General features: G+C 43.6%; 18 protein-coding genes. 11 read left to right on the forward strand and 7 right to left on the reverse strand.

All coding sequences use genetic code 11. The features are described 5' to 3' along the window. Positions 1 to 52: 52 nt before the first annotated feature. The 3 genes from W293_RS0107155 to W293_RS16740 form a co-directional block, all read right to left on the reverse strand. A complete protein-coding gene (locus W293_RS0107155) occupies positions 53 to 2,122 on the reverse strand; it encodes a hypothetical protein (protein ID WP_025651782.1) in 2,070 nt (689 codons plus the stop codon). Between the two features lie 76 nt (positions 2,123 to 2,198). Beyond that, positions 2,199 to 2,663: a hypothetical protein gene (locus W293_RS0107160; RefSeq protein WP_025651783.1), complete on the reverse strand. Its 465-nt coding sequence runs from the start codon at positions 2,661 to 2,663 to the stop codon at positions 2,199 to 2,201. Positions 2,664 to 2,935: 272 nt separating this feature from the next. Beyond that, positions 2,936 to 5,044 carry a hypothetical protein gene (locus tag W293_RS16740; protein ID WP_025651784.1) on the reverse strand — a complete coding sequence of 703 codons (2,109 nt, stop codon included), beginning with the start codon at positions 5,042 to 5,044 and terminating at the stop codon, positions 2,936 to 2,938. Positions 5,045 to 5,629: 585 nt separating this feature from the next. On the opposite strand from W293_RS16740, the gene aceE reads away from it, so the two are divergent. Further along, entirely contained in the window at positions 5,630 to 8,443 is a 2,814-nt protein-coding gene (aceE, locus tag W293_RS0107175; RefSeq protein ID WP_025651785.1) for a pyruvate dehydrogenase (acetyl-transferring), homodimeric type, read from the forward strand. A gap of 25 nt (positions 8,444 to 8,468) precedes the next feature. Further along, positions 8,469 to 10,238: a 2-oxo acid dehydrogenase subunit E2 gene (locus W293_RS0107180; protein WP_025651786.1), complete on the forward strand. Its 1,770-nt coding sequence runs from the start codon at positions 8,469 to 8,471 to the stop codon at positions 10,236 to 10,238. A gap of 133 nt (positions 10,239 to 10,371) precedes the next feature. Here the strand turns inward: W293_RS0107180 and W293_RS0107185 are convergent, their stop codons facing one another. Beyond that, the gene (locus W293_RS0107185) at positions 10,372 to 10,998 is read right to left on the reverse strand and encodes an OmpW/AlkL family protein (protein WP_025651787.1); all 627 of its coding nucleotides are present in this window, start codon (positions 10,996 to 10,998) and stop codon (positions 10,372 to 10,374) included. Positions 10,999 to 11,646: 648 nt separating this feature from the next. Between W293_RS0107185 and W293_RS0107190 the strand changes: the two genes are divergently transcribed. Further along, positions 11,647 to 12,630, forward strand: coding sequence for an ion transporter (locus W293_RS0107190; protein WP_025651788.1), 984 nt, complete (start codon positions 11,647 to 11,649; stop codon positions 12,628 to 12,630). A 260-nt stretch (positions 12,631 to 12,890) separates the two neighbouring features. Here the strand turns inward: W293_RS0107190 and W293_RS0107195 are convergent, their stop codons facing one another. From W293_RS0107195 to W293_RS0107205, 3 genes are all read right to left on the reverse strand, one after another. Then, entirely contained in the window at positions 12,891 to 13,538 is a 648-nt protein-coding gene (locus W293_RS0107195) for a TerD family protein (RefSeq protein WP_025651789.1), read from the reverse strand. A gap of 116 nt (positions 13,539 to 13,654) precedes the next feature. Next, complete coding sequence (locus W293_RS0107200) at positions 13,655 to 14,776, reverse strand: helix-turn-helix transcriptional regulator (protein ID WP_025651790.1); 1,122 nt, start codon at positions 14,774 to 14,776, stop codon at positions 13,655 to 13,657. A 165-nt stretch (positions 14,777 to 14,941) separates the two neighbouring features. Further along, positions 14,942 to 17,794 carry an ATP-binding protein gene (locus W293_RS0107205; RefSeq protein ID WP_227502387.1) on the reverse strand — a complete coding sequence of 951 codons (2,853 nt, stop codon included), beginning with the start codon at positions 17,792 to 17,794 and terminating at the stop codon, positions 14,942 to 14,944. 442 nt (positions 17,795 to 18,236) lie between these two features. Here W293_RS0107205 and rsmG point away from each other — a divergent pair, with 442 nt between their 5' ends. From rsmG to kdsB, 8 genes are all read left to right on the forward strand, one after another. Beyond that, positions 18,237 to 18,914 carry a 16S rRNA (guanine(527)-N(7))-methyltransferase RsmG gene (rsmG, locus tag W293_RS0107210; RefSeq protein WP_374190023.1) on the forward strand — a complete coding sequence of 226 codons (678 nt, stop codon included), beginning with the start codon at positions 18,237 to 18,239 and terminating at the stop codon, positions 18,912 to 18,914. A 266-nt stretch (positions 18,915 to 19,180) separates the two neighbouring features. Continuing rightward, complete coding sequence (locus W293_RS16215) at positions 19,181 to 19,954, forward strand: ParA family protein (protein WP_037025999.1); 774 nt, start codon at positions 19,181 to 19,183, stop codon at positions 19,952 to 19,954. A 262-nt stretch (positions 19,955 to 20,216) separates the two neighbouring features. Continuing rightward, entirely contained in the window at positions 20,217 to 21,362 is a 1,146-nt protein-coding gene (locus W293_RS0107220; protein WP_025651793.1) for a ParB/RepB/Spo0J family partition protein, read from the forward strand. A gap of 91 nt (positions 21,363 to 21,453) precedes the next feature. Next, positions 21,454 to 22,194, forward strand: a complete 741-nt coding sequence (locus tag W293_RS0107225) for a MotA/TolQ/ExbB proton channel family protein (protein ID WP_025651794.1) — start codon at positions 21,454 to 21,456, stop codon at positions 22,192 to 22,194. Between the two features lie 81 nt (positions 22,195 to 22,275). Beyond that, on the forward strand, positions 22,276 to 22,707 hold the full coding sequence (locus W293_RS0107230) for an ExbD/TolR family protein (protein ID WP_025651795.1): 432 nt from the start codon (positions 22,276 to 22,278) through the stop codon (positions 22,705 to 22,707). Between the two features lie 175 nt (positions 22,708 to 22,882). After that, positions 22,883 to 24,667 (forward strand): lipid A export permease/ATP-binding protein MsbA, encoded by a 1,785-nt coding sequence (msbA, locus tag W293_RS0107235; RefSeq protein ID WP_025651796.1) that lies wholly within the window; start codon positions 22,883 to 22,885, stop codon positions 24,665 to 24,667. A gap of 75 nt (positions 24,668 to 24,742) precedes the next feature. Then, positions 24,743 to 25,921 (forward strand): tetraacyldisaccharide 4'-kinase, encoded by a 1,179-nt coding sequence (gene lpxK, locus W293_RS0107240; RefSeq protein ID WP_025651797.1) that lies wholly within the window; start codon positions 24,743 to 24,745, stop codon positions 25,919 to 25,921. A gap of 36 nt (positions 25,922 to 25,957) precedes the next feature. Continuing rightward, on the forward strand, positions 25,958 to 26,773 hold the full coding sequence (gene kdsB, locus W293_RS0107245) for a 3-deoxy-manno-octulosonate cytidylyltransferase (RefSeq protein WP_025651798.1): 816 nt from the start codon (positions 25,958 to 25,960) through the stop codon (positions 26,771 to 26,773). Positions 26,774 to 26,792: the final 19 nt, after the last annotated feature.

Below are 26,792 nucleotides of genomic sequence, written 5' to 3' on the forward strand. Positions count from 1 at the left end.
ACCTTAATCTAGGTATTGAAATTAGGTCAGTAATTGCAGTTTTAAAAAAAAGCTATAGGGTGCGAGCGGTTTTGATTTTGACTTTAAACTTCATGGTTGCAGTCCCTTGAGGCGCCAACGTAGCAACCGTAGTCGTAATCGCGGTTCCATTGTTAGAAGCCGTATAGGTGCCACCAGCACTGGCAGTCGTTGTTGCACTACCATCTACATAGTCAGCGTCGTCTGAGAATTTAGCCAACTCATCTAAAATCACTACGTCAGTAATATTAAATCCTACTCCTGAAGTAGATGTGTTTTGAGCTTCGATTTGGTAGATAATACATTCACCAGGAGATGCGCCAGTAATATCTGTAGTAACGAATGTTCCTACTGAAGTGCCAGTACAATCAGCATCTATCGCTTGTTTTTTGACTAAAAGTAAGCCGCGGACAGTCGTAGAGTCTGTTACTGTAGCTGATGCAGGGGCGCCTTCATTAGCCGGCTTTAAGGTAACTAGTGTATTTTCTACTGTAGGAGTAGTAGAATTTATTGGTGTGAAGAATGGTGCATTGGTCGATGACACTTTATAGTTAATCGTAACGGTACCAGTAGGTGCTATGCCGTTAGGCAAAGCTGTTTTAATATCATATACGTTTACACCACCTACGAGAGTAGGGGTGATAGCAATCGGCGATCCAGGTGCACCACTTCCAACACCGTCTGCATCATAAGTTATGGTGACAGTATCAAATACGATATTAACTGCATCTGGCGTGTTGCCGTCATTATCTTTGATGGTGAAAGTCAACTCGCCAGCAGTATCGCCCTCAACGTCTTTACCATCGTTAGTAATGACCGTTTGATGGGTAACTTGACCGGCAGTACCTGAAGTAGGAGCGATTTCTCTAGTAGTTACACCAGTTAGAGTTAAAGCGCGTTTGATAGTCAGTAGCGCTACAGTTGAATCATCACCTGCAGAAGCTGGGGCTTCACCATTGACGTTATCCACATCGTCAGTAGGATAGAATGTAGCAACGTTTTCATCATTACTATCTGTACTATCGATAAGGGTATTAGTAGTGGCAGGATTGTTATCCAGATCATCAGTGACTTTGACATGGTTAATAGCAGTGGCAGGGACAAGCGTGCCGGTACCACCTTTTTTTACTTTTAAGAGGATGGTTATACTTTGACCTGCTGGGATATTAACACCAGTAATATTAAAGCCGTTATCACCTGCACTGCTAGTATCGATGTTGCCTTTGGTCGCCTGACCCGTAATGGTAATATTAGTGGCTGTTAGTGCTTCTGAAAGTACTAAGCCCGCTGGCAGATTATCTGTGATAGTAATATCAGTGGCATCAGCACTATATGCAGTATTACCATCGTTATTCACTACGATCCGATAAGTGGCAGTATCATCATCATTATTAAGATCTAAGGCATTATCAATCGTCTTAACGATACTAAAGGTAGGTAGCCTTGTGAATGAGTTATTCGTGTTGGTAAGGCTTGACGTTGGAGCAGCAGAGTTGGCAGCTAAGACTTTACTAGTAGCAGATATTGTTAGATCTTGGGTACTACCTGCTTTATTGCCAGTGGTTTTGGCGTTGATCGTAAACTTAATATACTGTCCCTTTTCTAAGGGAAATTCCTGACCATTAGCTATCGTATAGGGTGCGTTATTTAGAGAACGATTTTCGGTCCCATCCGCGTTATATATAACGTAGGAGACGGTAGAGTTGGCTGAATCATATTTTGGGTCATTCCCCGTCAGATTTATAGTATAAGTATCGGTACGGTTACCAGTGTTGGTCAAAGTATGCTTAAACAGTGCAAACCCATTGGGAGCCACTGCTTCTTTAGTATTTACGTCATCGCCTTTCTTACCACCCGCAGCGGTATCGTCATTTTCAGCAACCAATGAAAATGATACCTGCTCTGATACGGTGATTTTGACTTCATTGGATTCAACGACAGGCTGAGTCTGACCGCTGACATTATAGCTAGCGCTTGCTTTGTTGGTTATTTCTACGCCTGTTGTTGTTGAGCCACTTTTGGCTGCGTTAGCAGTGGTACTGATACCCAGTACAGCAGCGATACCTACTGCCAATAAGCTATAATTAAAAGTGTTTGATCTCATGTATAACTCCGAAGTGAAAAAATATAGAGGTTAGGATTCAAGAATTGTAATTAGCATGCTTTAATCAGTTATCGTGTTAGTTAACGATTGTATTAAGAGCTACAGCTGCAGATTTATTTGCTGGTAATAGCTTTATATCCCAACGTAACGTGCGGTACTCAGATAAAGGGATTTTTACTAGCTTGTCATCAACCTTGCGCATCAAAGGCATGTCAGCATAGTTCTTACCATCGGTACTGGCTTGTGCACTAGCAGGAAACGCTTCACCAGTGAAAGCCATATTTGCTGGAATAGGTAGGGTTACTGCTAAGTCATTGATATTTTGATTAACGGTATTGGTATATGTTGCTTTGTACTGGACAACAGTACCTGCTGGAGCGGTACTGACGGGTAGATAACTGATCTTGCCTTCAGCATTTTTAATGACTTTGTTGGCAGTCAGCTCCATTTTTAGAGCGTTATCAGCATGAGCAGTACTTAGTAAACCTAAAGAGATTGTGGTAATAAATAGGGTGGCACGTAGAGAATTGAAGAATTTCATTTTATGTCCTTTCTATAATCATTATTATCAGTGTGCGATTAATTTCACTAAGAACAGCCCATTTGCTTGCTGTCAGTTATGAATCGATGTTACTGATAGAATTATGAAACTGTCTTTATTATATTTTTACAATTAATAGACAAAGAATCACCATAAAAACGACAAATGGTATTCTGGGGTTGCCAAACGGTAAAAGCCCTATCTGAGGAGATAGGGCTTTATGTGTTAAGAGATTGGTTTCATTAACCTATTAAAATTACAAGAGAAATTAGCTACTGAGCATTCACAGTACTACCGTACTTGGTGTTGAAATAAAAATCGCGTTTGGTTTTTGGCGCCAAAGTAAAAGTCTTGGTCTTTACTGTACCGTTTTGACCAATAGCGACACTGTCAGAAGCGTAGTCAGCCGACGCAGATGATGGATTGGTAAGCACAGATGTCACGATGGCATTACTTACCCCTTTTTGTTGTAGCACATCTTTCATGACGAAATTATCGATATTAATATTGGCGCGGTTGGTAGCAGTAATCCTGTAAGCAATACATTTCCCTGGGTCAATATTATCAATACTTTCGGTGCTAAAGCCTATTCTAGGGTCATTATTGTTTGAAGTATTAATAGCAGGGTCGGTATAATTGAGGGTAGAAGGGCAATTGTTTATATATTGAGCTTTTTTTAGGACTAATGCGGTGTTTTCTTTAATGACATTACCAAAATCAAGGTTAAGCGTATTACTGTTTATTTTTACGCCAGTTTGATAGGTTAATACACTAGGAACAAAGCTGAATTTTCGGATGTTGGACGTGGTATCGACACTATATAGCCAGTTGTTTGGTTCTAGCTCTTCTATACATAAGTCGGTCTTACCTGCTAAATCTTTTGCCGTTACTGAAAAGCTATACTTCCCTAAGCTTGTTGTATTAACAGTAGCAATAATAGGGTTGGCGCTAGGGTTATTACTGCAATCGCTTAAGCGTACTTTTACAATATTCATCCCATCTATGCCCGCTTCATTAGTATCAAAAATACCATTAAAAAAATTGGGGTTGTTATAAGGACTTCCTATTAGCTGAGGATCAGGACTGGTAATACCACCATTGTCATTAAACACAGTACCCGAGAAGGTGTAAGCTTTGGGTGTATTGGTAATCGTACAAGTGATCTCATCACCATAAGTAGCATTAGATAAAGTGAATGAACGTGTTTTATCAGTTGAGTTGTAAGTCATAGCTGTAGTAGGCATAACAGTAGTACTACCTGTCGTAGCATTATTACAAGTATAGGTGGCATCATAATTGGCAATATCGCCAATTATCGTTCCATTCATCACTCGTTCAGTAATAGTATAGCTTGTGTTTTCAGCTATGCTTACGGCATTTCGATTATCGTTGTTAGTGACGGCTGAACCTGAGCCTGTCGTAGTGACCGCATTGACAACATTTGTTCCCCTGTTGATACTAAGCTCAAACTGATCTTTGTTAGTATTAGTATCATTGATACGTACACCGTTAAGGGCTTTTTTTACAATAATTTTGGGCGGTGCAAGACAGAAGTAGAAGTCAGAGTAGCCAGTTGCATGGCTTCCGCTAGTTTCACTCTTAGCATTATTATGTAGTAGTGTGACAACACTGTTTGCGGGTTTATATCCCCATGCAGCATCTATAGTACATTGACCAGCATTGCAATTCTCACCTTCTTTAGCGGTTACGATGTTTCTCTGCGCGTTAATATTGTGAAAAATATTATTAAAGGTTAATTGACCATTAGTAGCTGAAACATCCACTTGCTCAATATAAGGAGTCCTATCTCCATATATTGGATATCTGATACCAAAAAAACTACCGTACCCAATAATTGTATTAACCATTGTTGAGTCTAAATCTTGTATTTTATAGCCGATCTTACTGACGGGTCGATTAACACTAAGATCTAAAGAGTGATCCGTCTGCACCCGTGTAGAATTGTGTACTAAGTTAATAGCATCAGAAGTAACGCCATTATTGGAACCATAAAATGGGACTGTACCATCACTATTATTGGCATCTATCAAAATGGGAAAGGCAATGGTAAAAATTTTGTTGTCTGCAAAAGTAAAAATCTTACTGGTGTTGCCAGCTGTCCAGCTCAAGGGTAGTGCTACTACGGATTGAGCAGAAGTAGAGGTAGGAGGATTAGACCCTAAGTAATACATCTTGTGGTTCGCTGGGCAACTAGCTAATTCAGAAGTTGGAGAGGACTCAAAAGGATTAGGATCTGCCGCAAGGCCTTTATGGCTAATCAATAGCAAACTCATAATAGTCAAAAGCGCCAGCACTCTATATATATATTTACTGAATAATTGCAAGTTTATTGGATTTGAAGTGAACTGGACTTTATGCATATCTTGTTCCTATAAGCTAAAACTTGCTATAAACATTTATTTAAGTACCAGCTGTATTACTCACCAAAATGATATATACATTACGTAAATTTACATAATAAGCAATAATTAAGTAAAAACCATATAAAGCTGATGAATGGCAGTTTTATCATGACCAGTTACAGCGATAATTTATAAAAAACAACTTATAAGCTAGGTATTAACTGAAAATTTTTCCAAAAAAATAATCACTATTTATTTAAGAAATACTTGTCATGTTGCCATTTTCTTATCGCTATAAACAACCACGTAATAAGCGCCTATAATAAAGAGTACTTATCGTTTGATAACCAAATGTAGAGCGCGATTTTCTATTTCATTTTACTGTGCTGCTTTTTTTCTAATAGGCTAAAGGGTAGTTGCATCATATTGTCACCTGAGCCTTCTATGGCTGCACTATAAAGTGGGGCGGCTGAGCGTATCTTGTCACAAGTAATAAGAAAGTCATTAAACAAACTATTCGCGTATTACTATATTGAATAACACGTTGATTTAACAATACCCTGCCATGGTGCAGGGCTGACTGATAAAAAAGGATGAATAAAGATGAATTATTACAAGGATGCTGATAGCACCGAAACCCAAGAGTGGCTGGACGCCTTTGAGTCTGTCATTAAACACGCGGACAAGGATCGTGCGCAATTTTTGTTAAAAGCTTTATACAATATGGGGGTACAAGAAGGACTGCCGTTCAATCGACTGGATACGGCTTATATTAATAGTATTGCCGTCGAAGATGAGCCAATGTATCCAGGTGACTTGGGTATGGAGCGCAAAATTCGTGCCTTGATTCGCTACAATGCATTGGCAATGGTCATGCGAGCCAATAAGAATGACGATGATTTGGGCGGTCACTTAGCGACATTCGCCTCTAGTGCCACGCTATATGAAACTGGCTTTAACCATTTCTTCCGTGCAGCGAGTGATCACTTCGGTGGCGATATGATTTATTACCAAGGCCACTCTGCACCCGGTATCTATGCTCGCTCATTTTTAGAAGGTCGCTTGACAGAGGAGCAGCTTGAGAACTTTCGCCGTGAAGTCGGTGGCAAAGGCCTATCAAGTTATCCGCATCCTTATTTGATGCCCGACTATTGGCAGTTCCCTACGGTATCAATGGGCCTTGGTCCTATCATGTCGATCTATCATGCACACGTGCATAATTATATGATCAATCGCGGATTGCTCGAAGATGAAGGTCGTAAGATTTGGACCTTTTTGGGCGATGGCGAGACAGATGAGCCAGAAAGCTTAGGGGCTATTTCTTTGGCGGGCCGCGAAAAGCTGGATAACCTAATTTGGGTCGTCAACTGTAACTTGCAGCGTCTTGATGGACCAGTCCGTGGTAATGGCAAGATTATTCAAGAGTTGGAATCTGTGTTTCGCGGTGCTGGCTGGCGAGTTATTAAAGTCGTTTGGGGTGGCAACTGGGATACCTTGCTAGCCAATGATGACTCTGGCGCGCTTAAATATCGCATGGAAGAAGTGGTTGATGGGGAGTATCAGCTGTATGAAGCCCGCGATCCTGAGTTTGTGCGCACGGAGTTTTTTGGTAAATATCCTGAGTTAGAAGAAGTCGGCAAGTCGTTGTCTGATGATGATATTGCACGCCTAAACCGTGGTGGTCATGACCCAGTGAAGGTCTATGCCGCCTTTAGTGAAGCGATGAAAACCAAAGGTCAGCCAACGGTAATTTTAGCCAAAACTGTAAAAGGCTATGGTTTGTCGGATCAAGCACAAGCGGTCAACAAATCGCATCAGATCAAAAAGCTGGATCAAGATGGCTTGATGTATTTCCGTGACCGCTTTGATTTGCCGTTTACGGATGAGCAGTTAGAGACGCTACCGTTTTATCGTCCAGAAGAAAACTCAGCAGAGATGAAATATCTAAAAGGTCGCCGTGAAGCTTTGGGTGGTCATTTACCCAATCGCCGCAGTGGGCATATCCCCTTAAATATCCCTGAGTTGTCCATCTTTGACCGCGTATTAAAAGGTAGTAATGGCAAAGAGCAATCGACGACGATGGTGTTCGTACGCCTGCTGGCAGCCATGCTAAAAAACAAAGACATCCAAGATCGAGTAGTACCCATTGTCCCTGACGAAGCACGTACTTTTGGTCTAGAAGGTATGTTCCGTCAATTGGGTATTTATTCTGCTATCGGTCAAACCTATACGCCAGAAGATAGCGAAGCATTGATGGGCTATAAAGAAGCCAAAGACGGTCACATGCTAGAAGAAGGCATCAACGAAGCTGGGGCGATGAGTGCTTGGATTGCGCTCGCGACCAGTTATTCGATCAACGCCTTACCGATGATTCCGCTATATATCTATTATTCTATGTTTGGTTTCCAACGTGTGGGCGATTTGGCTTGGGCGGCAGGGGATTGCCAAGCACAAGGTTTCTTATTGGGTGCGACCGCTGGTCGTACGACACTGAATGGCGAAGGCTTGCAGCATCAAGACGGTCATTCGCAGATATTGTTCAACGTCGTACCAAACTGCGTCAGCTATGACCCCTGCTTTGGTTATGAGCTGGCCGTTATCATGCATGATGGCTTGCGCCGCATGTACGCAGAAGGCGAGCGCGTCTATTATTACTTGACGCTTATGAACGAAAACTATGAGCAGCCTGCCATGCCAGAAGGGGTGGAAGAAGGTATCAAACGCGGTATGTATTTGCTAGAAGACAATGGCTCAAGTCAGGTTCAGCTCTTGGGTTCGGGCGTTATCTTACGTGAAGTGCAAAAAGCAGCACAGATTCTAAAAGATGAGTTTAATATCACCTCCAACGTCTGGAGTGTGACCAGCTTTAACGAGCTAACTCGTGATGGTATGGCTTGTGATGATTATAATCGCTTGCATCCAATGGATGAAGAAAAGGTGCCTTGGGTCACTGAGCAATTGGCCCAGCACGAAGGTATCGTAGTGGCAGCGACGGACTATATGCGTAACTATTCGGAGCAGATTCGTGGTTGGTTACCTGACAGTCGTCCTTATACCACGCTAGGAACAGATGGTTATGGTCGTTCAGACTCACGTGAGAAATTGCGCAGCTTCTTTAACGTCGACGCCGCTCACATTGTGGTAGCGACGCTAAAACGCTTGGCTGATGAAGGTGAAGTCGAAATGCGCTTGGTCAAAGATGCCATTTCTAGCTTCGGTATCGATGTAGATCATCCACCTGCATGGCAGCAACAGCCTCATTATGATCATTTCCCAGATGCGCCAGCGCCTGATAAGGTCAACCCGCATCCTGTCCCTGAGTTCGTTGGGGAAGAAGATGATGAAATCAGTAGTGAAGGCCGTTCTGAAGATCAAGCCGATGCGACTTTACTCAATGATGGTGATGTCAAAGAATAATAACCATAAGACAAGGAGATAAACCATGGACATTAAAGCCCCCGATTTGGGTGTTGATAGCGCCGAAGTCAGCGAAATTATGGTAGAAGTTGGCGACGTCATCGAAAAAGACGACAACATTATTTTATTAGAATCTGACAAAGCCTCAGTCGAAGTACCTAGCTCTGCCGCTGGTACAGTCACTAAAATCAGCGTTGCAGTTGGCGATCAAGTCAGTGAAGGCATGGTACTGATTGAGTTAGATAGTGATACTGGCACTGATAGTGAAGACAGCGGTAATGAGAGCAATGATGCTGAGGCAGACGATCAGCAAGCTCCTGAAAATAATGCGGCAAGTGCGGATAGTGTAGATGCCGAAAACGACGATAAAGAAAAAGCACAGGAAGACGAGCAAGCATCTTCTGTCTCCGATAGCGCTGCTGACTCTGCGCCAAGCTCAGGGAAAGCGACCACTCATGCACTGCCTGATTTAGGTGTGGATGAAGCGCAAGTTTCTGAGATCATGGTGAGTGTCGGTGACATGGTTAGCGCTGACCAATCTATTTTGCTGATTGAGTCTGATAAGGCATCGGTTGAAGTACCGGCACCAGAAGCAGGGAAAATTGAGAAAATACTGGTCGAAGCTGGTGATATGGTTGCCAATGGTCAAGATTTTATCGTCATCATTAGTAGTGGCTCAGAGGCGGATAGTGCCAATAAATCAGCAAATGAATCAAAAACTGAGTCAAAAACCGACAAACAAACCAGCTCAAATGACCAAAAGCAGGCGGCGGCTGAGCCAAAGCAAGCATCTGTAAAAGAGACGTCAACCAGTACACCGACTCAATCAGCGGACAACAAGCTGAATGAAACTCAGGTGAATGAGAAGTTGGTCGATGTTTATGCTGGTCCTGCCGTGCGTAAGTTGGCAAGGCAGCTAGGTGTAGATATCAGTCAAGTGACGGGTTCTGCAATTAATGAGCGTATCTTAAAAGAAGACTTATTTGCGCATGTGAAGCAAAGCTTGACCAATAAGCAAGCTGTATCTACTAGCAGTGATAGTGCATCAAGAGCAAGTCTACCAAGCTTGCCTGATATGAGTAATGTAGAAATTTGGGGCGAAACAGAAATAGAAGATCTGAGCCGTCTACAAAAAGTGTCGATCCCGCAGCTCAATTACAATACGTATCTGCCACAAGTGACCCAGTTTGATTTGTCCGATATCACTGAAACCGAAAAGTTACGTGGTGAGCTTAAAGGCGGCATGAAAGCGGAAGGGATTGGTTTTACTATTTTAGCCTTTGTTGTTAAAGCGACTGCTTATGCCTTGACTCAGCATCCACGTTTTAATAGTCATTTAAGCGATGACAATGCCCAAATTATCCTGCGTAAAAGTGTGAATATGGGTATCGCGGTAGCTACTGACGACGGTTTAATCGTACCCGTGATTAAAAATGTGCAAGACAAGGGTCTTAAACAAATCGCGATTGAGATTGGCGAGCTGGCAGTCAAAGCCCGTGATAAAAAGCTGAGCACCAAAGATTTACAAGGCGCAAGCTTTACCATATCAAGCCAAGGTAATTTAGGTGGGACGGCATTTACACCATTGGTAAATTGGCCACAAGTAGGTATCTTGGGTGTGTCTGAAGCCAGTATGCAGCCACGTTGGAATGAGAGTAGCCAGAGCTTTGAGCCACGCCTCATGCTGCCATTATCTTTATCTTATGATCACCGCGTGATTAATGGTGCAGATGCGGCAGTATTCACCCGATATATTGCGACCTTGCTTGCTGATCCACGCCGTATTTTACTGTAGAGATTTTTGGTTTTTAACCTGTATAAACAATAAAAAGACTGTCTACGGATGGTCTTTTTTTGTGCTTAAATTTTAAGCATAAAAAAACCAGCGATTAATCTGGCTTTTTTATTGGCGATATTTTGACTATAAATTAAAACTGTTTAACGAAAGCAACGCCATATACCCAAGGGCTAATATCAATCTCACCAGCATCTACGCCGTCCAACGTAGCATCGGTTTTGATGTCCATATAACGGGCATCAATACGGAAAGATTCAGTTGCAGCAAATGGGATATCAAGACCGATATGACCAGCAACACCCACGCTATCGTCAAGATCTAAATCTGCACCATTAGAAACTCTTTCTTTAAAGAAAGTGGTGTAGTTCACACCAACACCAACGAAAGGCTTCACATTCATAGGCAGGTTATAGCCATCGAAGTGATACTGTACAGTGAGAGTAGGTGGCAAATGCTGAGTTTTGCCTGTTAAAACAGGATTACCATCTGCATCATTTAGGTCAAAATCATGATGAAATGGAATTGCTGCTAGTAGTTCAACACCAACGTTGTTGGCAATAAAGTATTCTCCACTGATGGTCGGACGCACATCGCCATCAACATCAACAGATAAACCATTATTCAAAGTACCGTTGTCGCTTTTAGGGTCGACCATATGAGCACCGGCAGCCACTGTCCAAGTACCAGCAGGTACTGCAAAAGCAGAGGTCATAGTAAGTGCAGTAGCAGCAGCTAAAACTAGGGATTGTAGTTTCATCGTTTGATTCCTCAACGCAATAATAGGTTATCGATAAGCATTTAATGAGGGATGGCATTAAGTGCTGATACACAATGTTATCATTATAGATTGCCTTGTAACATTGTAACGCTATTGTAGCATTAAAACCATTTTAACAGTAAGGTTTTTAACTAAAAAACCCTTAATAATTTTAAGGGAATGAAAGGTTATGGTGTAAATGACAGGTTCATCAAAACATATTTGTTAAACAGTTCTCGTTACTGTAAGTTAGTAGTCAGTTTTTATACGGCTGGTATAAATTAATATAAAGGGACAATTAACGACGACGGATAGGGTGTATTATGCTGGGCTACTGTAGTAACTCGCCGCTGCGCTGCGGACAAGCACGTTCAATGACTTTATTAAACCAAGTGGATTCTTGTTGCCCAGAATGCGGTGTTTTTTTATTGCCTGCTCAAAATCTCAGTCGTCAATTACGTGCCGATGAGCGATTTTTACAATACACCTTTCTTACGACGGGGTTAATGTTGCTGGCTTGCGTCTACATTTATTACGTAAATTTTGTATAATGATACTGCTTTTCATTATGTCATTTAGCGCGATAATCAGGCTTTAATACTTTTATTTCATTATCATAAGATCGGTGTTACACCGTATAGGGACCGCATGCAATTCCAACATATACGGCGCTTGCGTACTTTCGTTTATAACATTTTGCAAAATGATGAGCATGACACGCTCTTTAGCCGCTACGTCGATTATTTTTTGATATTTCTAATCATGACCAACGTGGCAGCCGTGATTGCGGAGTCTGTAGACAGTTGGTACTACCCTTATCAAGATTATTTTACATGGTTTGAAAACTTCTCCATCGTAGTGTTCTCTATTGAGTATCTGCTACGTTTGTGGAGTGTTGCCGAAGCGAAGCCCGATCACACCACTTGGCGTCAGCGTTGGCAATGGTTAAAAAGCCCCTCGGCATTGATTGATTTGGTTGCTATTGTGCCGGCGTTCTTGAACTTCTTTGTCACAATTGATTTACGCTTCTTACGTATTTTGCGCCTCTTCCGTATTCTTAAACTAACGCGTTATTTTGCGTCGATGCGTATTTTATTGGTGGTAATCAGTAAAGAGAAAGGCTCATTTCAAGCCGTTATTTTTATTCTAATCATCATGATTGTGACCGCTTCTAGTGGTATTTATCTGGTGGAGAACCATGCCCAGCCAGAAGAGTTTGAGTCTATCCCTAAAGCCATGTGGTGGGCGGTAGTGACGCTGACGACAGTGGGTTATGGTGATGTGACACCTATTACCAATGCCGGTAAAATATTGGGCGCGATCATTACGATACTGGGTGTCGGTCTGGCCGCATTGCCTGCAGGTATTCTAGCCACGGGTTTGGCAAATGAGCTGAACCAGCGCCGTGAAGAGCTAGAGCAGCACTTTCGTGAGCAACTGGTCGATAGCGATTTTGATTTGATACAGAACCAGATGATGGTAGAGAAAATACGTCGTGAGCTTGGGCTAGATAAGGAGCAGGCGCAAAACATCGTACTACAGGTATTGCGCGAAAAAGAACTGGAACGCCGTGAAAATGAAGTCGATGAGCGGCAAAAGAATTTTTGTCCGCATTGCGGTGAGGCTTTGTAAGTAATGTAGTTAGGATATCTTAAAAATGTGACGGTATTGCTGATATCAATTTTTTGTAGCCTCTGTCTGCGCAGGCATAGCAAGTAAGAAAAATGGATATCAGCAGTGCGTGATATATTGATATTACTTTTCACTCACTATATTCGTAGTAATTATTTTGAATTTGCAAAAATCAGAGTTTACAAAAAGGGTGCAACGTTTAGAGAACGTCGCACCCTTTTTTATCACATGAGATTGTGTCCATTATACCTGATTTGATGTTACACGCCTTGTGGAATAGGCAGCGCACGTGCCAATTCATGAGCGACTTGCTGCGCTGCTGTGGCTAAGTCTTCGGCGGCAAGCGGTAGGTTTTGCAATGTCAGATGCCAATCATCTACTTCTCGGCGCAAATGGGCGACCCAAAGCGTAGAGCAATCTCGCGGCAGTTGCTTTAGATTAACCTCAAAACAGCGGTTGCCTTCATCATCACTTAAATGAATCTCACCTTTTTTGACTCTAAAAAAAGCATGACCGTGGTAAGAGTTAGCAAGCAAGGCAATATGGGTGATATGTGCTGGAATCTTGTCCAAGTAGAGTCTGATTTGCTCTTGGTCAAGTGGGGCTAGGTACATTGCTTGGTCGCCACGGTCTTTGCCGTTCAGACTGTCCCCTTGATGGCGTACTGATTCGGCCTTATCGCGTAGTTGTTTGAACCAGACGATATCGCTAATAGTACAGTTATCGTCATACAAGGCGCACGCTAAGTCGATATCAATCGCCCCTTCATTCTTTTTAAAACGCTTCAACATACCTTTGGGTTCAGTCTTGGTAAACTCGTAGTTGAGCGCAAAAAATAACGTGCCCGCATCCAAACCTAATCCTTTTAAACTGTCTGATAGTAGTGGTGACGGGGCAGTGGTCGACATAATATTCCTTGTTATTTTTTGATGATTTAAATGATTTGATATTAACTGAGTATTGCTCCGGATAAAGAGAACTCAAAATAAAGAAGGTTCAAATTAAAAAGTGTGCTTTATCCGCGTCATTGATTATCCAAGGTTTTATCCAAGACAGCTTGATATAGCAGCTCAGGTTTGGCATTTAAGAGACCATTGCCAAAACCGCGCAACCACCAGACCAGCTGGGAGGTCAAATTCACCGTTGCCTGAATGGTCAGTGTGTCATCGTCATTCAAGGTAACCGTTTGATCATCGCTAAGCTTGCTTTCAGTTAGGCTCTTGCCCGCTTGTTTGGTGAATTGTAGCTCAATAGGCATATTTTTGCCATGATCGGACAGCTCACGAAATAATGGATGGCTAAAGCCCATACCACCGGCGTCCAAATAACTGTCAAGGTGAAAATTATCGGGAGTCTTTGCGGCAGTTTCTAAAATCTCGACGCTGGCAAATCGATGCAAGGCAAATGTGCGAATGACAGTCTCTGGATCATCCGTGCGAGTTGCCAGTAGGTAAATGATGACGCCGCGTTGAATGATAGCGATGGGATTTAGGATGTATTCACCGGCTTGCGATTTATTGCTACGGGTATAGCAGGCTTTAATTTGTAATTGATAAAACAGCGCGTGGTAAATATTGTCTTTGCTATCCAAGTCAATATGTGGGGCGATTAATGGCTGAGTGGCAGGCTCAATGCGCACTCTGTCTATCCATGAATGGGTGACTTTGCTGTTTTTTAGCTGCCGCCGTGCTAGGTCAAACCACGGAAATAACTCATCTAAAATAACAGGCGGTAATAGCTGGGTCAGATTGGCCTCAACCATATTAAAGGCAACCGCTTGTGAGAGATTCATGTGCGGTAAGCTTTGTAATGGTGCATCATCACGCCAGCGCCAGCCTTGCGGATTGGCATTGTTTTTTTCGATAGGGAAACGTTTCGCCAGCGCATTTAGGTCGCGCTGTACCGTGCGCAGGCTAATATCAAAGCCTGCCATCATCAACTGCTCATAAATATGCGTGGTACCCACCCAGCGATTGCGCTGTAGTTGTGATAACACTTGCCACTGCCGCGCCGTCGTTGCTGCGCCGTGGCGATTATCGCTGCTGTCTTCTGAGACATTGTTGCCCGCAGCCGCTACGCTATTGGCTTGCTCAATAGCATCTGTTTGAGTTTGGAGTAGGTTGGCATTAGCAGGATGTACAGTCATTAAGCGATAACCTTTATGAAGTCACGAGTCAGTTTTTAGGTATCTTTATCGAGTCACTAGCCGTTTATCATCGCAGAAAAGCATCGTAGCGTCTAGGGCATCCCATCAATTAACCTATTGATTCATTAAGTGGTTTTAAATGGCTAAATTTCGCTATACATCAGCCTATATGGCATTAATGGACATTTTGGTATCATCAGTATCCACACTCTGATCGATGCTTTGATTGATACTAGGATCATCATCCATCACAGCTTCATTATTGTCTTTCTTGTTTTTACGTTTCTGTTTTTTTCTCTTGTCTGCTTTTTTCTGACGTTTTGCTTTCTGCTGCTTTTTATCTTTCTTTTTGGATTTTTTTTCGTCAATGTCATCGTCATTGTTATCTTGATTTTCATCCCATAACATCAAACGGCTTAGGACTTTGCCAAACAATGTCTCTTTACGATAGCGACCTTTTTTATTCACGGTATCGATAGGTAGACCAGTCATTAACGTCAGTGCTTCACTTAGAGTATGCACACCATAAATATGAAATTCGCCTGCTTTGACAGCGGCAATGATATCGTCGCGCAGCATGAGCTGTTTAACATTGGCCATCGGAATGACCACGCCTTGCTGCCCAGTCAATTCTTGCTCGCGGCATGCATCAAAGAATCCGGCAATTTTGGAATTGATGCCACCAACCGCTTGCACTTCGCCCAATTGGTTCATAGAGCCAGTAATGGCAAATGACTGATCAATCGGCACATTTGCTAAAGCGGACAATAGCGCACAGCCTTCGCTAACGGTGGCACTATCGCCATCGATATGCGCGTAGCTTTGCTCAAAAGCAAGTGAGGCACTAAAGTTGAGCGCATGATGTTGGCTAAATAAGGCGCGCAAATAGCTGGTCATAATCAGCATGCCTTTGGCGTGTAAGCTACCACCCAAATCCACGTCGCGCTCGATATCAAGAATCTCACCCGTACCGATATTTGGTTGAATAACGGCAGTCAGGCGGGCGGGCATGCCAAACTCACTATCGGCATAGCTGACCACTGTCAGCGCATTGACTTGTCCGACAGCGCTGCCTGTGGTTTGGATAAGCTGTTGACCGTTTTTGAGCTCATCCCAATAGAGGTCACGCAGGTATCCTGAGCGCTCGTCCATATCATCGATGGCTTGCGTGACATGATGAGCATTGACAATGTTGTTACCGCTCAAACGTGCATGACGGTTGGACTCATGCAATAGCTTAATCAGTAAATCACTGTGCAAACTTAAGCGATCTTGGTCTTCTGCTTGCAGGCTTAAATGCTCGAGTAGGGCGGCTTGTGCACTACGATCAAACGGGTAGAGGTCGGCATAATCAATAATGTCGGCCATTTTTGCGACCAGTGCCAATTCGTGCTCACTGCTGCGAGGCACATCATCATGAAAGTCAGCACGTACTTTAAATACCGCATCAAACTCAGGCTCAAGCTCTAATAGCTCATAATACAAGTCTGCTTCGCCAAGCAAAATCACCTTAATATCAAGGTCAATGGGCGCAGGTGCTAATGATAAGCTTCCTGTTAAGGTTAGCATCTGCTCAAGACTTGAGAGTTTGATTTTACGCGATTGTAGTGCGCGCTTAAGACCCTGCCATGCATAAGGATGCTCAAGTAAATGACTGGCTTCTAACAATAAATAGCCGCCATTGGCACGATGCAGGGCGCCCGCTCGAATCATACTGACATCGGTGGTCACCGTGCCCAGTTGGGTGATTTGCTCAACATGACCCAATAAGTTCAAATGCGTCGGCAAATCTTCAAAGACAACGGGTGCGCCGCTGTCTGGCGTGTGACTGACAATGACATTGACCGCGTAACGGCTCGGAGTCGTCGCCAGAACTGCCGTCACAAACTCTTCATCATCGCCATTGACGATGCGCTCGACATGCGTAACCATGTCGGCAAATACCGCTTTGAGATAATCAACGACCAGCGGATGACTGGCAAACTGCTCATAAATAGGGGTAAACAAAGGTTGCAGTGCACGACGTGCAATATTGCGATGTAATGCTTCTATGGCGTCATTGGCTTCGTCTTCTAACTGCTCTAAGGCGATGGTCAGCTGACTCAAGCGTTTTTGCATATGGTTCTTTTGCACGAAGTTACTTAGCTCAGCTTCGTATTCACTATTGCCATATTCGTTGTCGTTACCGTCAGTAGCATCTTTGCTAGAAATAGTCGTTTTCTTACTTTCTCCGATTACTGATGTGTTTTGACTGTTGATAGATGTTTTGGCATCTTTATTATCCGCATTATTGTTTTCAGTCGCGACTTGATCGGTTTCTGTTGTCAGTTGGCTTGGATGGACAAACACGGCTTTGTTATCAAAGGAGCGAAACGTCAATGCCAAATCATATTGCTTACCCTCAGCATTGAGCACATCATAAGCCTGACTTTCTTTTTGATGCGTGTCGTTTTTGATGGCTTCAATCTTGCTTTGATACTGGTCGCTACGAAAGCGCTGGCTCAGGCGTTTTTTGGCCTGTTGCCATAGACTATTAACTTGCTGCTGCAGTAGCGAGGCTTGACCAGCAGGAAGGCGCAAGGCGAGCGGTGTGCGTGGATCGGTGAAATTATGTACATAGACCCAGTCATCAGGTGTCGGCGCATCGGCAGCGATACGGGTCAGTAGGCGGCTGATAACGGTGCGTTTGCCCAAGCCATTTTCACCAGCCGCAAACACATGATAGCCACTGGCTTTGATATCCAAAGCCGTCTGCAACGCTTTTAACGCACGCTGTTGACCAAAGCCCACGTCCAAATCTGGCGCGGTACGTGTGTCCGTCGGCAGCTCATCGGCATTGCTATATCGCTTTAATTGCTCAGCGCTGACAAGGCAGCGCTGCTTAACCTCAGTAAAGAGGGGATGCGGCGTATCTAGTGTTGTTTGCGTGCCGTCTGTCGTTTGGTCGGTCAATTCAGCAATGGGTGTTACCATATTAGTCGTGTCTTTTATATTAGCGTCATTTGATGTTTTGGACATAGGGGCATGTTTCTGTTCGGTCATAGGCGTATGGTGTGTCGTCTTAAAAAATGAATTGTTTTTAAAGGGTAGAGTAGGTATTAATTTTTTTTATACAGTTTCTTTATGCTTAATTTTTAATGAGTAATTTTTTAATTGGTAATAAGACATCTTACAAGATATGGCGGTGTTTTAAATAAGTCATTAAACGCAGATTTGTATCATAATTGGATGCGTCACTGAAAATAATCAATAAAAGAGCAACAGATAGAGGGTCAGTTTAATGCCATCAAAGCAGAATAACGCCTCAATAGCCGCGCAGATAGTATAAGATGTCTCACATTGGCGCAATCTGCAACTATTCAATAGGCAGACTGCATGATAAAATAGACGGTTCACATGTCAAAACTGGATAACTCGTTGTATGTCAGCTTCCGCTAAAAAAACTTCATCGCCTGCCAACATGGGTAATATCCATATCGACCCGACTGGCTTTGTAAAGCTTGGCGCGCAATTGCCAGCGCTAGCTAATACCTTGGCACAAGCGATTAATGAGCTAAGTCTACCGTTAAGTGAGACGCAGCAGCGCACGTTATTATTGTACTTAGACCAGCTTTTATTGTGGAATAAAGCGTATAATCTGACCGCTATCACCGATCCAGAAGAGGCGCTGATTAAGCATGTGATTGATTGCTTGGCTATTATAACGCATTTGCCGTCAGGCTCGCTGCTGGATATCGGCACAGGGGCTGGCTTGCCCGCCGTAATAATTGCGATTTGTCAGCCTGAGCGGCAGTGTACGGCGCTTGATAGCAATCAAAAAAAGATTCGCTTTATTAAGCAAATCAGTAGCGAGCTTGGCTTGAGCAATATGCAGCCTATTGCCTCTCGTATTGAAGCGCATGAGGCCAGCTATGACGTGGTTACTTCTAGAGCATTTGCCAGTCTAATCGATTTTGTTGAGGCCGCGCAGCCAAGACTGGCGGATAATGGTTATTTATGTGCGATGAAGGGTAAAGCGCCAAGTGATGAAGAGCTACAAGCGCTAGATAACGACTGGCATATTAAGACCATTAAGCTTAACGTGCCACGTCTGCATGACAGTCGTCATTTAATTGAATTGTCTGCTAAAAATGTCTAAGCTATGAGCACCTTATAGTCGTGAAACATCGTTTACCTTGATATTTAAATAGCATAATATCTAAAAAAGCTTTATGCAAAGCGAGCCATTTATATCGTAAGTATTATTTATATGTTAGGTATAGTGATAAGAAGCTGAACGCCAAAGATTGCGATTGCTAAAATGACTATTAATAACAGGCAATTATTAAAAGTAGGCAGTCACAGATACATAGTACAGACAGTCGGTAAAATACAGTAAAGACCCTAATTAAATTGAGTGAGTGTATGGAAATCATAGCAATTGCGAATCAAAAAGGCGGCGTGGGCAAAACCACAACGGCAGTAAATTTGACCGCCAGCTTGGCTGCTAAGCGCAAGCACGTACTGCTGATTGACCTAGACCCACAAGGCAATGCGACCAGTGGTACTGGTGTGGACAAAAATGACTTAGCGCTGACGATAGCCGATGTGTTGCTGGATGGTGTCTCGCTATCTGATGCTATTGTTAACAGCCCAGCAGGGTTCGATGTGATCGGGGCCAATCGTGATTTGGCTGGTATGGATATCACCTTAATGAGTAAAACCAACAGTCATGAGCTGTTTAAGACAGCGATGGCAGCGTTGGTCAATGATCAGATCGCGGCTAACAAACCTGCTTATGATTATGTGATTATAGATTGCGCCCCAAGCTTAAACTTGCTGACGATTAATGCCTTGGTCGCCACCGACGGGGTTATTATTCCTATGCAGTGTGAGTATTATGCATTAGAAGGCTTAGCGGACTTGTCGCAAACGATTGAACGTCTAACAGAGCTCAATCCGAAGCTATATATTCGCGGCGTCGTCAGAACGTTATTCGATGCGCGCAATACATTGGCTCGCGATGTCTCTGCTGAATTAGAAGCGCACTTTGGCGATATCATGTACAAGACACATATTCCAAGAAACATCCGCTTGGCAGAAGCACCCGCACATGGCTTGCCAGTTATCGCGTACGAGCGCTGGTCAAAAGGGGCGCGTGCTTATCAAAAATTGGCTGCTGAAGTGATGAAACAGTAATAAAAAAGCCAATAGTTTTGTGTGTATAAGCACCAAAAACTAGTCATAATGGAAAATGACCAAACAGAAAATAGTATTAAACATCGTATTTATTATCGTCAGTCCAAAATAATATCAATACAAGACAACTGAGTGCTAGCGATACATTAGTATGGTCAGCGGGGTTGAGTCTGTAGTGATTTATAGTGGGCAGGCTGTAGCAATGAGTAAGCCGCAGTAACAATTATTTGGCTTTTATTTTAGCGTTAGAGGATAGGTAATCATGGCGAAGAAAAGAGGATTGGCTGCTAATCGAGGCTTGGATGCCTTGTTAGGGTCAATCAAAAAAGAAAAGCAAATTACCGCCTCTGCCTTGCAAGATGATATGGCTGCGCGTGACAACACTGTGCCAGCTGAAGCGCTAGAAGCTGATAGCGAAGAAGCCAGTGCGCCTGCCAAAACTGCTCGCGCCAAAGCCAGTGAAAAACCGGCTGCAAAAACTACAGCGTCTGTCGCGACTGATGGTAGTCGTACCGCCCGCTCGCCGCGTACGGCAAGCAAAATACCTGCCAATAAGTCTCGTGCAGCTAGCACAGACAATAATGGCGCAGAAGACCAAATCAGCTTGGTGCAAATCGATGTGGCACGTCTACAAGCGGGTAAATATCAACCGCGCCGTGATATGAGCGAGACTGCCCTAATGGAATTGGCCTCTTCTATCGAGCAGCATGGCGTGATGCAGCCCATTGTTATCCGTCCACTATTAGCCAACGAAGACAAAAGCGAGGCATTCGTCACCCACGAAATCATCGCAGGTGAGCGGCGCTGGCGTGCAGCAAAAATGGCGGGCAAGTCTGTCATTCCTGCCATCGAGCGTGCCCTATCAGATGAGCTGGCCATTGCGCTGGCATTGATTGAAAATATTCAACGTGAAGACTTATCAGTGATTGAGCAAGCCGCTGCACTACAGCGCTTTCATACAGAATTTGGCATGAGTCATGCGATGATTGCCGAAGTCGTTGGCAAAGCCCGCACGACGGTATCGAACCTGCTGCGTTTGAATCAGCTGCACGATACGGTAAAAGACCATTTAGCCAACAGCGCCCTAGATATGGGGCATGCGCGCACGCTTTTGGCATTATCCTCAGAACAACAGCCTATCATTGCGCAAAAAATCATTGATGGCGGCATGACGGTGCGAGAAGCTGAAAAACTGGTCAAATCAATTTTGCAGCCCGCCCCCAAAACCAACCGTACGGAAAAAGCACAGTCTCGTGACGCTGAACGTCTGACGCAAAGACTGACCGACATGCTTGGTGCTGAAGTTAAGCTTAAGCATAAAAAAGACGGGCAGGGCAGTGTCGAGATATTCTTCCACAGCCAAGATCAGCTAGCCGCTTTGATTAAACATATAGAAGCGCAAGCTTAAGACGCTGCATAAGTGCGACTACGGCTTAAATGCTTAGATATAGAGCTATCCTTGTAACAACCATTTTATAAGTATATAGAAGAGAGTCAGTATGTGGGAGTTGGTAAAGGCGGGCGGTTGGTTAATGACGCCGATTGTAGTGTGTTCAATACTGGCATTAGTCATCATCATCGAGCGTAGCCATACCTTACAGTTTAATAAAATTGTACCGGGCAGATTGCGCGAACAGCTAATCACCCGCCTACGCGAAAACGGCGATATTGGCCGTACCCAGTTGATGAATGTTAAAGAAAAGACACCCTTGGGTGATATTTTAGCCACTGGTTTGCTCTATCGTCAGTATGGTTTGGACTCGATGACCATGCATATGCAGAATCGTGCCAGTGTGCAGGTACATCAGTTAGAAAAGAACATCAATATGCTCGGTACCATAGGAGCGATTGCGCCGCTACTCGGATTATTGGGGACGGTATTGGGGATTATCTCGTCGTTCTTAGCGATTACTGATGGCGCGATGCAAGACCCAACGATGCTCGCCGCTGGCGTGTCCCAAGCACTAATCACTACAGCAGCGGGCATGATTGTAGCTATACCAGCGTTGGTTGCCTATCGTTATTTTCAGCGTCGTATCATTGATATCAACGCCCAATTTGAGACCCAAGCAGGTCTGATGATTCAAGAGTTGTATGATTATCAATTGCTTGAAAATACTTATAATACTCATTTGAAGAAGCCAATACAGGGTGCATCACCTGCCGAAAATGAAGACAATAAGCATGTAGTGGATGCGCTAAGTTTAGATAATAGTACGGCAGCAACGTCATCGTATTAACAATGGTATGAGTCGTATTCGCAATAATATGAACAGTCGTTCATTAAGAAAATAAGTATTAAGTCAATTAAAGAGAGTGATATGCGCTTTAGAAAACCAACGGTTGAGCCGCTCGAAATTAATCTAACGCCAATGATTGACTGCTTATTATTCTTAATTGTGTTCTTGCTACTGGCGACGTCGTTTAATCATTTTAGTCGCTTAAATATCATTCTGCCCGAAGCAGAAGGTGTGGCACTGACAGAAGAGAAAAACAGTATCGAGGTGGCGGTACAAGAGGATGGCAGTTATTTGGTTAATGGTATTACTCTTGCCAGCAGCAATGAGGCTGAGTTGACCAGTATGTTACAGCAAGAGGCGGGCAGTAATCGTGACATGCTATTTGTTATTGCAGCGGATGCCAATGCTACCCATCAATCAGTGGTGCGGGTCATGGATATTGCGGGTAAGCTGGGTTTTTTAAACCTAAATATTAGTACCGTCGTACCACTCGGTCAGCCTTTGCCACAATAACTTTTATCGCAATAGCTTTTACTACAATAGCCTTTGGGTGTTTTTGCACCATAATTTCTAATTGTACGATTTAAAAAATGTCAGCTTTGTACCGCTGTTGTATAACATCAAAATCCTATAAAATTGTGCCATCAGCACAGTCCATTCATGTCATAACACCCAAATTGAGGCTTTTATGAGCCAAATATATCAATCCGACTCAAAAGCATCTGCCAACAAACTATCAGCGGAGCCATCAACGACGCCTAAGCATAAGACTTTACTGCGTTTACTCAGATATTTAAAACCTTACTGGTGGGCATTGCTGTTGACTATTATAGGCTTTGCTATTAATGCATCGACCGAGATTGGGACAGCGAAGTTATTGCAATATATTACTGATGCGATCAAGCAAAATGATCAGAGTAAAAGGGATTGGTTTCCCGTTCTAATTATTATGCTTTTTTTAGTTCGCGGTGTGGGTAGCTTTTTTGGTAATTACTATTCTGCTTTGATTTCACGAAATCTGGTTTATGAGCTACGAGTAGAAGTTTTTAATAAGCTGCTGCGCTTGCCAAGCTCATTTTATCTGGCCAACCCAGCTGGCACTATCTCGTCAAAGCTCATCTTTGATGTTGAGCAGGTCACCGCTGCCAGCACTGATTCGATGAAAACGGTATTGCGCGATGGTTTGACGGTCATAGGATTGATTGGCTTTTTGCTATACAGTAATTGGCGTTTAACCTTGATTCTGTTTGTCGTTTTGCCGCCGATATTATGGCTGATTCGTATCGCCTCCAAGCGTTACCTTAAGCTTTCTAAAGGTATTCAACAGACGATGGGTGATGTCAGTCATATCACCAATGAAGTCATCGGTGGCTATCAAGTGGTCAAAAACTACGGTGGACAAGCGTACGAATCCAAGCGGTTTGATCTGACTTCAAAAAAGAACTTACGCCAAGGCATGAAAGTTGTCATCACTAACAGTATTAACACGCCAGCAGTACAGCTGCTGATGGCGATGGCCATGTCGGTCGTGGTATGGCTCGCGCTGCGTCCGGCGGTGATAGATAATATCTCAGCTGGTGAGTTTATCTCCTATATTGCGGCAGCAGGGCTATTGAGTAAGCCGGTACGCTCGCTGACTGATGTCAATCAAAAGCTACAAAAGGGTCTTGCTGCTGGCGAATCAATATTTGCGCTACTGGATGAACCAGAAGAAGAAGACACAGGCGTGCTCAATCCCACTTTATCAGGTGACATTCATTTAGATAATGTCAGCTTGATTTATCCGGATTCGACTATAGCTTTGCGTGATTTTAATTTAGAGATACGCTCAGGCGAGACGGTTGCGTTGGTGGGGCGCAGTGGGGCGGGTAAGTCGTCCTTAGTGAACTTACTAACGCGCACCTTGACGACGACTTCAGGACAAATCAGGATAGATGGCTTACCTATAGAAGAGATTACCTTGGAGAGTCTACGCTCGCAAATTGCCATGGTCGATCAACAAGTGGTCTTATTCAACACCACAATATTGAATAATATTGCTTATGGTAGCTTGGCTAATAAATCATATGCCGAGGTCGAAAGGGCGGCAAAAGATGCGTTTGCCCATGACTTTATCAAAAAAATGCCTGACGGATATAATAGTGAGATTGGTGCTGAGGGTCTACAGCTATCCGGTGGGCAGCGTCAACGCTTATCTATCGCTCGTGCGCTATTAAAGGATGCGCCGATTTTAATTTTAGATGAAGCAACCAGTGCTTTAGACAACGAATCTGAGTATTACATTCAGCAAGCGCTTGATAATGTCATGAAAGACCGTACCACGCTAGTTATTGCCCATCGACTAACCACGATTGAATCAGCCGATCGTATCGCAGTGTTAGATAGTGGTCAAATCGTTGAGTTAGGGACGCACGACGAATTGATAAGATTACAAGGCCATTACGCGCAAATGTATGAGCGTGACTTTGAATAGGTTCATCTGCTTCTATCCTGTAATCATCTTGCCATTTAAGTAGCATTAAAATAATAGGATAAATAGTCAATAATAATGAGCATTGAGACGACAGTGACGCGTGCATGGCAACGTCAAGCCGCTTGGTTATGGCTATTATTGCCTATTAGCTGGTTGTATGGGCTCATCACCATGCTGCGTCGCCAAGCTTACAAGGTTGGGTTGTTAGCAAGTTACCGCGCCCCTGTTCCTGTCATGGTGATTGGCAATATTAGCGTGGGCGGTAGCGGCAAAACGCCATTAATTATTGCTCTGGTCGACTATCTCCAAGCACAAGGTATCAATGTTGGCGTGATCAGTCGCGGTTATGGTGGTGATAGCAGTCAGATGCCAGCCTTGGTCAATGCCGCCAGTCTACCCAGTGTGGTAGGGGATGAGCCTTGTTTAATTGTCAATATGACGGGTGTACCAATGGCGGTCTGCCCGAATCGTAAGCAAGCGATTACTACTTTATTGGCTGCTCATCCAGACCTACAATTAATCATCGCCGACGATGGTTTGCAGCATTATGCGTTGCAACGTGATATTGAATGGATTGTGGTCGATGCAGCACGGGGCTTTGGCAATGAGCAGTTATTGCCGACCGGGTTTTTACGTGAGCCGATGTCGCGCCTACAAGGTGCTACTGTTATATATCATGAAGGGCCAAATAATAGTGCAGCGCCTCATAGTAAAAACACCGAGCAACAGTCACAAGCTGAGCATCTGTCTATGCACCTGCAAGCAGACGACATGAAATTATTATGGCAACCTGTATTAGCTGACGCTCGAACAACTGATTTGCAAGTCTTTGACTCTCAAGTTAGTGATTTTCAATTAACTGGCTTTGAAGTAAATAACAAAGCACCTGAAAAGGGCAGCAAAGTCCACGCTGTAAGCGGTATTGGCTATCCGCAGCGGTTTTTTGATACTTTACACGCGCTTGGTTTTGAGGTCATTGGTCACCCTTATCCTGACCATTATGAGTTTAGTATGGCTGAGCTGCTGCAATATCGCCAATATCCCATCGTGGTAACCACTAAAGATGCGGTAAAACTAAGAGCCTTACTATTGCCACTAACTGCTGAGCAACCACTAAGTGCTGAGTATAAAGCTCTCATAAGTAGACTTTGGGTATTGCCGGTGACTGCAGTACTATCGGGTAGTTGTTATGATAATTTACAGCAGCAATTAACCGTTTTAAATATTGATGTCTGTAATAGTGAAAAGCCGTAAAGCCTAAAATTCAAATGATTTTTGTAGGAATACACCATGTCGCCATTTATTACACCCGCCAAAACGCATATTGTCGTTCCTGCTCGTTTTAAGAGTACGCGATTACCCGGTAAGCCATTATTAAACATTCATGGTAAGCCGATGATTCTGTGGGTCGCTGAAAAGGCGCAGGCAGCACACTTCGCTGATGATATGTGTATTGCGACCGATGATGAGCGTATTGCCAAAGTATGTATGGATGCAGGTTTTGATGTGGTGATGACCAGCGCAGAGCATGCTTCGGGGACTGACCGTTTGGCAGAAGTTGCTGCGATTAAAGGCTGGGCTGAGCATGATATTGTGGTCAATATGCAAGGTGATGAACCGTTGGTACCGCCGCTATTATTAGAGCAGGTGAAGGCGCTGTTGGTAGCCGATGATGCTAGCGTGATGGCTACCTTGTGTGAGCCTATCGATGACCACGAGACTTTTATGCGTCCATCAGTGGTAAAAGTCGTCAGTCAGCACGCTAACGATTTGCAGCGAGCGCTATATTTTAGTCGAGCACCGATTCCTTGCGATCGCGATGTCCTATTGGCTAATGAGAGCCAGAAACAGTCGCCCAAAAATGCTTATCGTCATTTAGGGTTATATGCTTATCGCGTCAGCCTATTGCAGCAGTTTGTGCATTGGCCGCAAACACCGCTTGAAATACTTGAAAGCTTAGAGCAATTACGCGTTTTAGAGAATGGTGGTCATATTGCTATTGCCACAGCCGCTTGTCAGCTACCAGCAGGTGTCGATACGCAAGAAGATTTAGACCGTTTAAATAGCATGAGTTTGGCAGATTTTCAGAATCCTATGGCTAAATAGCCTAAGTAAAAATATGATT

It is taken from the genome of Psychrobacter sp. TB67 (assembly GCF_000511065.1).
GTDB classification, from domain to species: domain Bacteria; phylum Pseudomonadota; class Gammaproteobacteria; order Pseudomonadales; family Moraxellaceae; genus Psychrobacter; species Psychrobacter okhotskensis.